Raw genomic sequence first — 13,580 nt, 5'->3', positions numbered from 1 at the left:
CTGACGACTAAAGCTTGTGGGCCATGCGCGCGCGCTTCGTTTCAAGATAGCGCGCATTGAACTTGTTCGGCATGGCGACGATGGGCAGCCGCTCGACAACGCGGATGCCGTGCGATTTGAGCGCCAATTCCTTCGCCGGGTTGTTCGACAGAAGTTTGATCTCGGTCATTTCGAGATCGCTCAGCACGCGCGCGGTCAGGCCGTAATCGCGGCTATCGATCGGCGCGCCGACTTCGATGTTGGCTTCGACGGTATCAAACCCCTGGTCTTGCAGCGCATACGCTTGGATCTTCTTGAAGAGACCGATTCCGCGGCCCTCATGATAGGGCACGTAAATGATCGCGCCGTACGGGACCTCGCTGATGATCTTCAAAGCTGCCTGAAGTTGCTGATAGCAGTCGCAGCGAAGCGAGTGAAAAATGTCACCCGTCACACATCCGGAATGAACGCGAACGACCGGGATCGGCGATGAGCCATTCATCTTGGTGGCGTCGCGATGGACGAGCGCCAAGATCTGCTCTTCATCGGTCGCGCCGCGATAGGCATGGGCTTCGAGCATAAGCTCTCGGCCTTGGAATTCGATCGGCAGAATGGTTTCCACCGACCAATCAGCTGGCAGTTGCACAGACGTCAAGGTACCCGACTTCATTGTTACCGTGGCTCCGGGAGCTCAAAAAGGCATATGCCTCATTTGCCGAGAGAAGGCAAAGTCTCGTACCTTTGCATGGCTTCAGCATGTTCCCAAGGGAACAGCTGCGCCAAATTGTGTTGCCGATGCCCTTACTTAGGCATACTCGCCCGGAAGATTTAGAAGGTCAGGATGACGCGGGGCGGTTAATGCCGGCTTGCTTCCGGCATATTGGAACTTTCAGTTTCGCATCAGTCTGGCGAATTCGATTTTCGGACAACGGTCCATGACGACGGTGAAACCGGCGGCGCGCGCGCTAGCGGCGGCTTCTTCGTTGATGACTCCGAGCTGCATCCAAATCACGCTGGCGCCCGTGTTTTTCTTCACCGCGATCGCATCGCGCACGATCTCGGGTACTGCATCGGCGGTTCTGAAGACGTCGACGACGTCGATGGGTGCCGGGACGGCAGCCAGTTCCGCATAAACCAATTGGTCGTGAATGGTTGAACCGGCGATGCCGGGATTCACGGGCTTTACGACATATCCCTGATCGATAAGGAAACGGCTGACGTAATTACTCGGGCGTTCGGGCTTTGGCGACGCGCCGACGACGGCAAATGTTTTGGCCCGCTTTAAAATTTCGCGGACCTCATCATCACTCAGTCCGTCGATGCTCATGGTGCCGGCTCCGGAAGCGTCACGCGGCCCTTTGCGTCGAGCGGCATGAAGGGATTGTGGGCGATCTCCCAAAGGTGGCCATCGGGATCGGCGAAATAACCGGAATATCCGCCCCAAAATGCTTTCTGGCCGAGCTTCAGCAGCTTTCCACCCGCGGATTGGGCTTCGTTCAGAATGCGGTCGACCTCAGCTTCCGAGTTGACGTTATGTGCGAGGGAGACGCCGGAGAATCCGGGCTTGCTGACCGGCACGCCTGCATCGTTCGCGAGGGCTTCACGGCCGAACACTGAAAGTACAATTCCCCCCAGGTCAAAGAAGGCCACGCCAGCTTGGCTCGCGGCAGACGCGCGAAAGCCTAACGCCTCGTAGAATTTGCGAGACCGTCCGACGTCACTGACGCCGAGCGTGACGAACGAAAGCCGTGGCTCCAATTCAACGGTCCTTCCACTCGGGCTTGCGCCTTTCGATGAAGGCGCAGATGCCCTCACCCGCATCCGCGACCATCATATTTTTCACCATGACTTCGCTCGCGTAGTCATAAGCTTCATCGAGCGACAGCTCTGCTTGCCGATAGAAGGCCGCCTTTCCGATCGCGACCGTCGCTTTCGATTTGGACGCAATCGCGCGAGCCATGCCCAGCGCTTCCGTTATGACATCGCTCGCAGGGACGACACGGTTCAACAGGCCGTAGAGAAGCGCGTCGGCTGCCGAGACAGGCTGCCCGAGAAGCAGCATCTCCATCGCGCGCTTTCGCGAAACATTGCGAGAGAGCGCGACCATCGGTGTCGAGCAGAAGAGGCCAATATTCACGCCGGGCGTTGCGAAGTCCGCGGTCTCGGCAGCAACGGCCAAGTCGCACGTCGCGACGAGCTGGCAACCCGCCGCGGTTGCCCGTCCCTCGACGGCTGCGATGACCGGTTTCGGACAGGCGACGATGGCGCGCATCATCGCCGAGCACGCCGTCATCGTCTCCCGAAAGAAGGCTTCGCCGCCGTCGGCATCGGCACGGTGTGCGGTCAATTCCTTCAGGTCGTGACCAGATGAAAAGACATTCCCGTTCGCGCCGAGAACAATGGCGGCGACAGACTTATCCGCGCCCGACCGCTCGATCTCTGAATGCAATTCGCTCAGCAACGCGCGCGAAAGTGCGTTGCGCGCCGCGGGCCGGTTCAATGTCAGCCGGACAACGCCCGGCTCGACGGTGTCGGCCAGGACCAACTTCGTCCCCAGGGGCGAAAGATCTTGCATCAGAGAACCTGTCAGTTCGCGGCGATGTCGCCGCTTCCGAAGCGCGCCGTTCTACTGCAGCGCCTTCTCGATTTCAGCCCGATGCGCTTTCACGAGATCGACGTTTTCTTTGTATTGCAGCTTCGGCGTCGTGCTGATCGCTTCGTTCAGCTCATCGAGAAGCTGCTTCTTATCCGCTTCGGGAATGCTCGAGTCCTTCTGGACCTCCTCGCGTTCCTTTTTCAGCGCATCGACCGGGTCGACGAAATTACCCGTCGTGGCGTCGAGCCCGGCCATGACGATCGAGATGTTGGCTGCCACGTCATCGAGTTCGGCGAAGTTTGTGAAGCCGTGCTTCGTCGCGATGGCTTCGAGTTCGGTCTGAAGAGTAGGATCGGGCTTATCGCCCGCCGACTGAATTTTCGAGGCGATCGAGGCGAGATCGGCTTGCGCGGCGATGAAATGCGTCACTTGCTCGTCCGTCAACTTGATTTGCTTGACGTCGTCCGAAGGGGGCGGGTTGCCGCCCGTCGCATCAGCTGCGCCCTGCTTGGCCGGCGCGGCTTGGGGCGCGGCTGCGTCCTCAGCCCAGGCAATCGAGATCATCGCGCATAGGCCCAGTGCGCCGATGAAGATGCGTGCCGCCGTCCGGGTCAGAGAGACCGCCATCGTGTTGCTCCACATTGCGCTCGCGGCTCGCGAGCGAGATTACCGTTCGAACTGATACGCCGACTACGACGAGAATAAGAAGCGCTGGACCCCGGCTGAGCCAAATTTCGAGCGATGTGGTTCCGGAAGCCCCGCAGAGGTCTACCGCATGCTGGATTTATCGCCAATGAACAAGGAGGGTGCGGGAGGTTAGCGCCGTCTTCAGGTGGTAAAATGATACCGCATGGAGGTATTATAATACCGTATCGCCTAATTTATTGATTTTCATAGACATTTCACGGACTATGAAAATTCTCCTTGCAAGACGCCGGTGACTTCGCGTATGCACGCGGCTTCTCGGAATGCGGCGCGCAGTGGACGATTGAAGCGTGCGCAGTCATCCGCCAAGGAGCTTCAATAATGTCTACCTATGTCGCCAAGCCGGCCACGGTGGAGAAGAAGTGGGTTCTCATCGACGCCGAAGGGCTCGTTGTCGGCCGACTTGCTGCTCTCATCGCGACGCGCCTCAAGGGCAAGCACAAACCGATTTACACGCCTCACGTCGATTGCGGCGATAACATCGTCGTCATCAACGCCGAGAAGGTCGTCTTCACCGGCGCCAAGCGCGAAGACAAAGTCTACTACCGCCACACCGGCTATCCGGGCGGCATCAAAGAGCGCACGCCGCGCCAGATCTTCGACAGCAAGCATCCCGAGCGGATCATCGAGAAGGCCGTCGAGCGCATGCTCGCACGCGGTCCTTTGCACCGTGAGATCATGCGCAACCTCCGAGTTTATAAGGGCGGCGCGCATCCCCACGAAGCGCAGAATCCGGAAAAGCTCGATGTCGCGAAGCTCAACCGTAAGAATGTGAGGGTCTGAGATCCATGGCTACTGAAACAAAGACCCTGGCCGATCTCGCCGCCGTCAAGGGCGCCGAGCCGCAGGCAGCAGCGCCTGTCCGGACGCAGAAGCTCGACAAGCTCGGCCGCGCTTACGCGACCGGCAAGCGTAAGAACGCTGTCGCCCGCGTCTGGCTGAAGCCCGGCAAGGGCCAGATCACGGTCAACGAAAAGGACTTCAAGGCCTATTTCGCCCGTCCCGTTCTGCAGATGCTCTTGCAGCAGCCGCTGAACCTCGCCAACCGCTCGACGCAATATGACATTCGTATTTCGGTCGCAGGCGGTGGACTTTCGGGTCAAGCCGGCGCCGTTCGTCACGGCATCTCGAAGGCGCTCACGTATTATGAGCCCGACCTTCGTGGCGTGCTGAAGAAGCAGGGCTTCCTGACTCGCGATAGCCGCGTCGTCGAACGTAAGAAGTACGGCAAGGTCAAGGCTCGCAAGTCGTTCCAGTTCTCGAAGCGCTAATCCGCTTCCGATACCTGAGACAAAAACAGCCCGCCCATTCGGCGGGCTGTTTCATTTCCTGTTGCCGGAGGGTTGCGGGCGCGGCGCGCCAATGCCACATACGCCTCCGTGGACAGCGCGGCTCGGCAGTCGCGACGAGGGAATTCGGAGACACAATGGACTGGGTGCTGAGTGGGGCGAACGAGCTGTTTTCAACGCTTGTCACCGATATTGGTTATCTCCTCTCTCCCCACTGGTGGCGGACGCATGCCGTCGCGCTCTTCAACATCCTGATGATCGATCTGACGCTCGCCGGCGATAACGCGATCGTCGTCGGCATGGCGGCGTCGCGCGTTGAAAAGTCGATGCGCGCCAAGGTGATCTTCTGGGGCATTCTCGGCGCGGTCGTCCTCAGGATCATCTTCTCGAGCATTGCGCAGCAGATGCTGCAGGTCATCGGCTTGACGCTTGCCGGTGGCATTCTTCTGCTTTTCGTCTGCTGGAAGATGTACAAGCAGATTGTCGAGGCGGACACGCACTCGATCCACGAGGTGGAAAAGAACCTCGCGTCCAACACTCCTCACCCCAACCAAACATCGTTCTGGAGCGCGCTCTGGACGATCATCCTCGCCGACTTGTCGATGTCGCTCGACAATGTTTTGGCTGTCGCGGGCGCCGCGGGCGAATCCACGCTGGTGCTGGTCATCGGGCTTGGCGTTGCCATTATCCTGATGGCGGTCGCCTCGACGTTCATCGCCAAGCTCCTCGCCAAGTATCCTTGGATTGCGTGGTTCGGACTCCTTATTATTCTCTACGTGGCGGCCGATATGATCTATCGCGACAGTCATCGCATCGTCTGCGAGACGTACGGCGTCGGCTGTTCGGAAACCATTTGGCAGGGCATCAAGCACCGGCTTGGCCTCATGTTTGACGGTTAGCGTTATGACCACGACGACGAAAACCAAACTTGCTCGCGTGTTCATCGACGGCGAAGCGGGCACGACGGGCCTCGAAATCCGCGAGCGGCTCGCGGGCGTCCCTCAGATCGACGTCAAGAGCATCGATCCGGCGAAGCGGAAGGACCGCGCCGCGCGCGCGGAAATGCTGCGCGATGTCGATCTCGTCGTGCTCTGCCTGCCGGATGACGCGGCGCGGGAAACGGTTGCGCTCGCCGATGAGCTTGGCTCGAACGCGCCCAAAATCGTCGATGCTTCGACGGCGCATCGCGTCGCCGACGGCTGGGTCTATGGCTTTGCCGAGATGGCGCCTGGTCAGGCCGATGCCATCAGGAGCGCAACGCGCGTCGCCAACCCCGGCTGTTATCCAACGGGCGGCATCGCGCTCATCCGGCCGCTCGTCGAAGCCGGGATCATCGAGCCCGATCACCCGATCACGGTCAACGCGGTGTCGGGATATTCGGGCGGCGGCCGCACGATGATCGAGGCTTATGAAGCCGGAACTGCGCCACCTTTCGAGCTTTATGGGCTCGGCCTCGAGCACAAGCACGTGCCGGAACTGCAGACCTATTCGGGACTGACGCGGCGGCCGATCTTCGTGCCGAGCGTCGGCAATTTCCGTAAGGGCATGCTCGTCTCAGTGCCGCTTCACCTCGACACGCTGAGCGGTCGGCCGAGCTTGGCTGACGTCGAAGCCGCGCTTCGCGATTACTACAAGAACGCCGCGCTCGTCAGCGTCGTGACCGGCTCAGCGGCGAAAGCCGGACGGCTCGAAGCGGAAGGCTTGAACGACACCGACCGCCTTGAGCTGTTCGTGTTCGGGAAGCCCGAACTCAATCAGGCGGTACTTGTTGCGCGGCTGGACAATCTCGGGAAGGGCGCGGCAGGCGCGGCCGTTCAGAACATCAAGCTGATGCTCGGCCTCGACTAGAGAAGTCGCGCGGCACGATCCCAGCGCGCCGCGTCGCATAAAGGTGCACGACAGCCATCGCGAAGACGAGGGCTCCACCCGCCTGATGGGCGAGCCCCAGATCCAGCGGAACGTGGCCGAGGAGCGTCGCGATGCCCAGCGAAACCTGCAGAATAATCGCGCCGCCCAGCCAAACCGCGGTCAGGCGAATACGGTCATCGACTGCCGTCCGGTAGGTCAGCCAGATTTGCACCAGGACGAGCGCCGTGACGAGATAAGCCATCATGCGATGGTTGAACTGCGCGGCCGCGTGACCTTCAAAGAAGCTGAGGTAAGACGGATTGATCCAGTAATCGCTCGGGATCCACTGGCCGTCCATCGTCGGCCACGTGTTGTAGATCAGGCCGGCTCTGAGGCCCGCTACGAATGCCCCAAGCACCACCTGAAGAACGATGGCTGCGACAATGATCGTTGCCATGCGCCTTATAAGCGGTGTCGCGACTTCGCCCGTGACGTGCGGTTCCGACGGCCACTCGTCGAGCGCGAGCCAGACAAGCAGACCGAGGATCAGGAAGGCGGTCGTCAGATGCAGTGCGAGGCGATACTGGCTGACTTCGATGCGGTCGCTTAGACCCGACTTTACCATGTACCAGCCGATGACACCCTGAAGCGCTCCGAGGCCAAGGATGCCGAGGAACTTCATTCCAGTTCCGCGATCGAGGCGGCCGGTCCACCAGAAGAAGACGAGCGGCAAAGCGAACACGATGCCGATGAGGCGTCCGAGGAGCCGGTGACTCCACTCCCACCAATAGATGGATTTGAAGTCCTCCAGTGACATGCCGTGATTGAGCGCGGTGTACTGGGGTATTTGCTTGTACTTCTCGAAGGCCGCCATCCAGTCGGCTTCGTTGAGCGGCGGAAAGGCGCCGAGAAGCGGCTGCCATTCGGTGATGGAGAGTCCGCTCTCCGTCAGGCGCGTCGCGCCTCCGACAACAACCATCGCAAAAACAAGCGCCGCGACAAACCATAGCCAAATCGAAACGGCCCGGCTACCCGTGTCACCAGCAAGCCCGGCGGCGGTCTCTCGTTTTCCAGAAAGTTGCGTCATCGTCATCGGTCGGACATATCCTCAAGCCGTCCCAGATCGCGTGTGATACTCCTTCACCGCGGCAGGACAATGCGCCCATGCGGCGCGGCGGAACAAAACCTAGAATTCAGGGGCGATTTCGAGAGAGATGACGCAACGCAAAAGGAAGCTTCTAGGGACGGTCGCACTGCTTTTGTTGATCGGCGCCTATGCTGTTCTAGCCGTCGCCGTGGCGATCGTCTTGCAAGTGCGCAACGTTAGTAAGGTCGCGGAGCTCGTTTACTACGTCGTCGCGGGTTTGCTCTGGGTTTTACCCGCTGGCTGGCTCATCGCCTGGATGCAACGTCCTGACGCATGACCTCCCCCGCCCCTCTGGATCGCAACGGAGAGAGCGCGCTTTTCGCCCGATCGCGAAGCGCGAACGGCAGACCCGAGAGCAGCACGCTGACGAAGCGCTGATCCTGATAATCGCCGTTGAGAGAGAGACGGGGAAGCGCCGTCATCGCCGAAGCATGGCTCTGGTCAATGAGGCCCTTGCGCGTCGTGACGGCTGTTTCAATGCCGAGGCTCCGCGCGATTTCGAATTCCCGTTCTCCCGCACTTTCCTCATCGCCGTAGGGATAGCTGAAGTGCCGGCAAGGCTTGCCTAGCTCTTCGCTGACGCGTTTCACGCTCTCGGCGATTTCTCGCGTCGCTTCGGCCGAGGGCAATTTAGCGAGCGCGAAATGATTGCATGTGTGTGCGGCGATGGTGACAAGCGGATCTTGTGCGAGGGCGCGGATCTCGTCCCAGTTCATAACCAGTTTGCGGCACAGCGCGAGCGGATCGAAACCCGCTTGTGAGGCGAGGTCGCGGGTGATGGCGCGCGCACGGGCCTCGGGCATCTGGCGCAGCCACCAGTAGATCTCTTCGAACGCCTTTGTCTTTTCGGCGTCGTTTCCGAGCACGTAGATTTTCAAGGCGCCGTCGCGTTCGATCTTCACGTCTGCGAGCCGCCGCAACGCTTCCTCGAGCACAAGCCACCAAAGATCGCCCTCGCCGTCGGCATAGGCGGTCGGCACAAAGACCGTGAACGGAACGTTGTGGCGCTTGAAGACCGGATAGGCGAAATCGCGATTATCTTTATAGCCGTCGTCGAGCGTGAAGACCGCGAATGGTCTTTCGCGAGATGCGCCGTTCTCGATACGCGCTTTGACGTCGTCTAGACCGATGATCTCGAAGCCTTCGCCTCGCACCGTGCCGATGACGGCTTCGAGAAAATCCGGCGTGACCTTCAGGATTCCGTTGGGTTCAAAGCCACGGGGCGCTTCGGGCGTCACGTGATGAAGCATCAGCACGACGCCGCATTTACGAGAATTGCGGGCGGCGAATTTGGCTGAACCGGAATAGTGGAGAGCGGCAAGAGCGGCTTTCAGCAACCTGGTTGTTTGACGCCCCATGCTCCCCACTCAATATTAATCAGGCGTTTTATGCTTGGCGGACCATCGGCGCGTGTTGCGGCATCACGCGTGCCAGGCGCTGCACCAACCGAGCCGGAGCAACCTCTTGCCGTTCGTAGCGAATGACATCGATTTCCGCGACCTCGAAGCCGAGGAACGTGCTTTCGCGAACTTCGGTTTCGGGCGCACTTCGCCGTGCTGACGCGACAGCTATGCCGGCGTCGAAGCGGCCCTCGATGCCCTCGAAAAGTCGTTTCGCCTCGTCGTGACGGCCGACGACAACGATGTGATCGTAGGCCTCGTCGAGGGCGTCGAGCACGAGGTTCAAGCGATCGACCTCGATTTCGCTTTCGTCGCCGCTGAAGGCATGGCCGCTCGCCACAACGTGAGCATTCGATCCGGGAAGACGCTGGATGATCTCATCGAAGCCCGCAGTGCCCACGAGCAAATCATTGAAACCGGCGTTCATGTCGAGGCCTGCTTCTCGAGCAAGGCCTTCGCCGCTCGGACTCCAATCGACGAGGATCGGCTGCGTTCCGAGCTTCGCGAGCGCCTTAACGAGTTCGACCGCCTCATCATAGGGAACGATCTCGTCCGTCTCGCCCGTTATCAGCGTCCGATAGCCACCTCCGGCCGTACGTCGAACCTTGATGCGCTCTGCCAAGGCTTCCATATCGCCGTCATTGGAAGCCGCAGGCGGCGGGTCGTTCTCCGACATCTCGAATATCGGCGCGGCCAACTCGGGAGCGGGAGCGGGTCCTGGAATTGAGATCGGCGGCGTCTCGGGAATAGCGGCCTCATCCACCTCTTCGACTATTTCCGTAATGAGCGGCTCTTCGCTACGAGCATTCAGCACGGGCTCGACATTGCGCCGGTCAGATGCATTGCGCTTGCGGTATCCTTGCGGCGGCACGGTCTGGAACAGCGCCCCCATAACGATCCAGGCTGTTCCGAACATGAACGATGCGAATGCCACGAGTGACGAAAGCTGAACCTTCTTCGGGAAGATAGGCACGCTTTCGGCCTGCGCCTTCGAGATGATCTGCGCCTCGACGGGCTGTGCACGCGCGTCCAGCTTCTTGCGATTGGCCTCGAGCTGCGCCTGGATATTTTCGAGCTCGGTTCGTTTCGCTTTCGCGTTGGCTTCGAGTTGCCGAAGCTGCGCCTCTTCCGGCGCATTCGTCACGACCCGAGCTTTGATGTCCGCTAGGCTCTGCGCGATGCTTGTTTCGCGGCCTTGGGCGACCTTCGCTTCCTTTTCGAGGCTCGCGACGATCTTGCCGATTTCAGAGTTGATCTGCAGCTTGAGGCCGGCGAGATCAGCATTAAGCTGACGCATACGGGGATGGCCCGGAAGCAGCGTTGCGGACAGCTCCGAGATCTGCCGTTCGATGCGCACGCGCTGCTGCACGAGGTTTTGAATGAGCGGCGATTTCTGCACGTCGGCGAGTGCGTCGGCGGCGCCTGCCTTCATCATTTCGCGCGCGGATGCCGCGCGTGCTTCCGCTTCGCCGCGAGCCGTCTTTGCCCGCGTCAGTTCGGCGGTCAAATCCGACATCTGCTGCTCGTTGAGGCCCGTATTCTGGGAGCCACCGCGGAAGCCGTCGATCTTGCCTCGATAACGGTCGATCTCGGTTTCGGCGTTCGCGACCTCGGCCGAGAGCTTGTCGATCTTGGCTTTCAACACCGTCTGCAGATCGTCGATCTCGGTCACACCCTGCTCGGCGAGAGACGAGCGGTAGTTCTCAGCCAACGCGTTGGCGATTTTGGCGGCGAGCGCCGGATCGAGTGACGTCATGCGGACGCCGATGAAGCGGCTTTCTTTCGCGGTATAGACTTCAAGCCGGCTGCGGAACGCTGACATCACGCGATCGCGTTCGCTTTCGCCGCTTCGCGGTCCGCCGATACCGATCATGCGAAGCGCGGCATCAAGCTGATCCACCGGACCCAGCGCGCTGTTGAATTCGCGCCGTTCGTTGAGCTTCAGGTCGTTGGCAATCTGCTGCATGAGATCAGGCGATTGGAGCGCCCGCACATGCGTGTTGATGGCTTCCTTGTCCATCCGCGTCGTGACGAGATCGGGCCCGGACGACTGGCTGCGCGGATCGGAAAACGTGCTCGATGCGCCCTTCGCAACGATGGCCAGCTCAACTTCGCTCTGATAACGCGGCGCCATCATCGTCAGCACACCGAACGTCACACCTCCCAATGCGATGCTCAGAGGCACGAGCCATCGGCTTTTGCTCTTCAAGGCTCCGAAGACGGTCGACATTTGAATTTCGTCGGGCGAAGCGGCGGCTCGCGGCGGCATATCTGTGCTCGGTCAAGGGGTTTCAGCGCCCCGGCAGTAAGCGGCCGGCGAGGTTAGCAACTGCTTAAGCGCGCCGAAAAAATACAGCCTCTTAGGTTTTGTTAACCTCAGCGACCTATGTTCCAAACATTCATTTGTTGCCGGAAATGCCGCTGATGCCCCGCCTGCTCTCGATTTTTATCGCCGTTCTCTCGGTGCTCGCAGGCGCCTGTTCGCCTGATCGGGAACTCGCCGGTCTCGATGCTCGGATCGCCGGCGAACCCGCGATTTTCGATGACGGCGCTTCGGTGAAAGATGGGTATCCGGTTCCCGTCATGGCGGCTTCGGCGGAGAGCGTCGTCTGGGGCACGCCGGCCGTCTACGAGCGAGTTGCAGATGGCGCTGAGGGGCCGTATCTGCTCGATACCGGCGATCGGCTTCGCATTTTCGTTTACGGGCAGCCCAATCTTTCCCGTCTCTACATCGTCAATCAAGAAGGCAAGATTTCCGTGCCTCTGATCGGCAACGTGACCGCGCGCGGAAAAACGACGAACGAACTCCAAAACATCATACGCTCGCGGCTCGGCACCGAGTATGTCAAAGACCCGCAAGTCACCGTCGATATCCAGCAGAACCGGCCCTTCTTCATTCTCGGAGAGGTGAAGAATGCGGGCCAGTATCCGTACGTTTCGGGAATGTCGGTTGAAACGGCCGTCGCGATCGCTGGTGGTTACACCGAGCGTGCGAGCGAGCGCAGCTTCCGGGTGAAGCGGCGGCTCAATGGCTTCGTGCAGGACCTGGAAGTCCCGGCCGACTTCCCCCTGAAGCCGAGCGACACCGTTTACGTGTTTGAGAGATTTTTCTGAGCATCTCATCTGCCTTCCGCAGAAAAAATCGAGAAAAGTTCAAGATGCGTATACTTCACTGTTTCCGGGCGCCCGTCGGCGGCCTCTTTCGCCATGTTCTCGATCTTGCTGCAGAACAGGCGAACCGCGGTCACGATGTCGGCATTCTCGCCGGAAACACGGTTGAGGATCGTCTGACGGCAGGAAAGCTCGCGGCTCTTCTCCCCAAACTATCGCTTGGAATTTCGCGCATTCCGATGAGGCGAATGCCGGGTCTTGGCGATTTCGCGGCCGCTCACGCTGCCTTCCGGCATGCTGGCGAACTCGAACTCGATGTCATTCACGGCCACGGCGCAAAGGGCGGCGCCTATGCGCGTTTGGCATCTTATGGCCTGTCCGTTACCGGCCGCGATGTGAAGTCTTTCTACACGCCGCACGGCGGCAGCTTGAATTTCAAACCCGGTACACTCGAAAGCAAACTTCTGCTTTCCGTCGAGCGCAATCTCGACTCGATGACGACCGGTCTCATCTTCGAAAGTCAGTACGCCGCGCAAAAATATACTTCACACGTCGGTGCCTTGGGCGCGCCTCAGCGCATCGTCCCGAACGGCTTGGGACCTAACGACTTCATTCGCGTCGCGACGAACGCGGATGCTACGGACGTGCTTTTCATCGGCGAGCTTCGACAGATCAAGGGCGTCGACCTTCTTCTCAAAGCGGTCGCTCAGCTCCGGCCGTCGCGCGCCGTCACAGCGACGATCGTGGGCTCAGGACCGGACGGCGATGCGCTCCGCAGCCTGGCGACGAGCCTCGGACTTGACGACATCGTGCGTTTCGCCGGCGCCATGCCCGCGCGCGAAGCATTCAAGCTCGGGCGAGTCATGGTCGTCCCTTCTCTCGCCGAGAGTTTTCCCTACGTCGTGCTCGAAGCGTCGGCCGCGGGGCTGCCGCTGATCGCCACTGACGTCGGTGGAATTCCGGAGATCGTTGCCGGCACGGATACCCAGTTGATCGCTGCCGGAAGCGTCGACGCACTCGCGTTCGCACTCATCGATACGCTTGGCGATATCGACAAGGCGCGGGAACGCGCCAACCGCGTCAGGGCGAAGGTCGAGAGAACGTTCACGGTTGCTGCCATGACCGAGGCGGTTCTCGACTTTTATGAGGAAGCTGCCATCCGGCGCGCACGTCTGCCGCTCAGGGTTCCGAAACTTCTGGGTCAGCGTGGTTAATCGCGACAGTTTCCGCTTACGCCCAAGTCTGTAACGCTGGGTCGATAGGTTTCGCAGACGTGTCTTGAGCATTGTCCTCGACGAGCGGAACAAACGGGCTCCCGACGATAGACAGCCGAATTTTGGCACGCCGCGCCAGCGCTGCGTGATGATCAATCATCTCGATGAGACGCACGCGGTTCAAGTTCGAGACATATGATTTAAAATTCGACATAAAATGGCACGGTTCCGGCAACGAATGCTCTCTCGTTGCCGGTGATGCAGTTTCTCTGCCAGCCCAGGCTGATCGGG

15 protein-coding genes are annotated in these 13,580 nt (G+C 60.1%); 7 read left to right on the top strand and 8 right to left on the bottom strand.

Translation table 11 applies throughout. The features are described from left to right. Positions 1 to 7: 7 nt before the first annotated feature. The 5 genes from G359_RS09045 to G359_RS09025 form a co-directional block, all read right to left on the bottom strand. Entirely contained in the window at positions 8 to 649 is a 642-nt protein-coding gene (locus G359_RS09045) for a GTP cyclohydrolase II (protein ID WP_045835855.1), read from the bottom strand. A 219-nt stretch (positions 650 to 868) separates the two neighbouring features. Further along, a complete protein-coding gene (locus G359_RS09040; protein ID WP_045835854.1) occupies positions 869 to 1,306 on the bottom strand; it encodes a CoA-binding protein in 438 nt (145 codons plus the stop codon). After that, positions 1,303 to 1,737 carry a VOC family protein gene (locus tag G359_RS09035; protein WP_045835853.1) on the bottom strand — a complete coding sequence of 145 codons (435 nt, stop codon included), beginning with the start codon at positions 1,735 to 1,737 and terminating at the stop codon, positions 1,303 to 1,305. Before G359_RS09035 ends, G359_RS09040 begins: the two co-directional genes overlap by 4 nt. Before the next feature lies 1 nt (position 1,738). Then, on the bottom strand, positions 1,739 to 2,554 hold the full coding sequence (locus G359_RS09030) for an enoyl-CoA hydratase (protein WP_045835852.1): 816 nt from the start codon (positions 2,552 to 2,554) through the stop codon (positions 1,739 to 1,741). 51 nt (positions 2,555 to 2,605) lie between these two features. Next, positions 2,606 to 3,202 carry a hypothetical protein gene (locus G359_RS09025; RefSeq protein ID WP_045837836.1) on the bottom strand — a complete coding sequence of 199 codons (597 nt, stop codon included), beginning with the start codon at positions 3,200 to 3,202 and terminating at the stop codon, positions 2,606 to 2,608. A gap of 399 nt (positions 3,203 to 3,601) precedes the next feature. Between G359_RS09025 and rplM the strand changes: the two genes are divergently transcribed. The 4 genes from rplM to argC all read left to right on the top strand — a co-directional run bounded on the left by rplM (position 3,602) and on the right by argC (position 6,417). Continuing rightward, a complete protein-coding gene (gene rplM / locus G359_RS09020; protein ID WP_045837835.1) occupies positions 3,602 to 4,063 on the top strand; it encodes a 50S ribosomal protein L13 in 462 nt (153 codons plus the stop codon). A gap of 5 nt (positions 4,064 to 4,068) precedes the next feature. Then, entirely contained in the window at positions 4,069 to 4,551 is a 483-nt protein-coding gene (gene rpsI / locus G359_RS09015; RefSeq protein WP_045835851.1) for a 30S ribosomal protein S9, read from the top strand. 155 nt (positions 4,552 to 4,706) lie between these two features. Next, positions 4,707 to 5,468, top strand: coding sequence for a TerC family protein (locus G359_RS09010; protein ID WP_045835850.1), 762 nt, complete (start codon positions 4,707 to 4,709; stop codon positions 5,466 to 5,468). 4 nt (positions 5,469 to 5,472) lie between these two features. Then, entirely contained in the window at positions 5,473 to 6,417 is a 945-nt protein-coding gene (gene argC, locus G359_RS09005) for an N-acetyl-gamma-glutamyl-phosphate reductase (RefSeq protein WP_045837834.1), read from the top strand. Here the strand turns inward: argC and G359_RS09000 are convergent. Beyond that, entirely contained in the window at positions 6,392 to 7,510 is a 1,119-nt protein-coding gene (locus G359_RS09000; RefSeq protein ID WP_045835849.1) for a COX15/CtaA family protein, read from the bottom strand. The genes argC and G359_RS09000 overlap by 26 nt on opposite strands. 121 nt (positions 7,511 to 7,631) lie before the next feature. On the opposite strand from G359_RS09000, the gene G359_RS08995 reads away from it, so the two are divergent. Then, positions 7,632 to 7,841 carry a DUF2842 domain-containing protein gene (locus G359_RS08995; RefSeq protein WP_045835848.1) on the top strand — a complete coding sequence of 70 codons (210 nt, stop codon included), beginning with the start codon at positions 7,632 to 7,634 and terminating at the stop codon, positions 7,839 to 7,841. On the opposite strand, the gene G359_RS08990 is transcribed toward G359_RS08995, so the two are convergent. Both G359_RS08990 and G359_RS08985 read right to left on the bottom strand, forming a co-directional pair. Further along, positions 7,810 to 8,922, bottom strand: a complete 1,113-nt coding sequence (locus G359_RS08990) for a polysaccharide deacetylase family protein (RefSeq protein ID WP_045835847.1) — start codon at positions 8,920 to 8,922, stop codon at positions 7,810 to 7,812. The two genes, G359_RS08995 and G359_RS08990, sit on opposite strands and share 32 nt — an antisense overlap. A gap of 28 nt (positions 8,923 to 8,950) precedes the next feature. After that, a complete protein-coding gene (locus tag G359_RS08985; protein ID WP_245279972.1) occupies positions 8,951 to 11,194 on the bottom strand; it encodes a lipopolysaccharide biosynthesis protein in 2,244 nt (747 codons plus the stop codon). A gap of 194 nt (positions 11,195 to 11,388) precedes the next feature. On the opposite strand from G359_RS08985, the gene G359_RS08980 reads away from it, so the two are divergent. Both G359_RS08980 and G359_RS08975 read left to right on the top strand, forming a co-directional pair. Beyond that, positions 11,389 to 12,078: a polysaccharide biosynthesis/export family protein gene (locus G359_RS08980; protein ID WP_245279971.1), complete on the top strand. Its 690-nt coding sequence runs from the start codon at positions 11,389 to 11,391 to the stop codon at positions 12,076 to 12,078. Between the two features lie 44 nt (positions 12,079 to 12,122). After that, positions 12,123 to 13,289, top strand: coding sequence for a glycosyltransferase family 4 protein (locus G359_RS08975; RefSeq protein ID WP_045835844.1), 1,167 nt, complete (start codon positions 12,123 to 12,125; stop codon positions 13,287 to 13,289). Positions 13,290 to 13,580 lie beyond the last annotated feature (291 nt).

It is taken from the genome of Hyphomicrobium sp. 99, assembly GCF_000384335.2.
Classification (GTDB): Bacteria; Pseudomonadota; Alphaproteobacteria; order Rhizobiales; family Hyphomicrobiaceae; genus Hyphomicrobium_B.
Note: the sequence above shows the minus strand (reverse complement) of the source record. Positions and strands in the feature narration are given on the sequence as shown.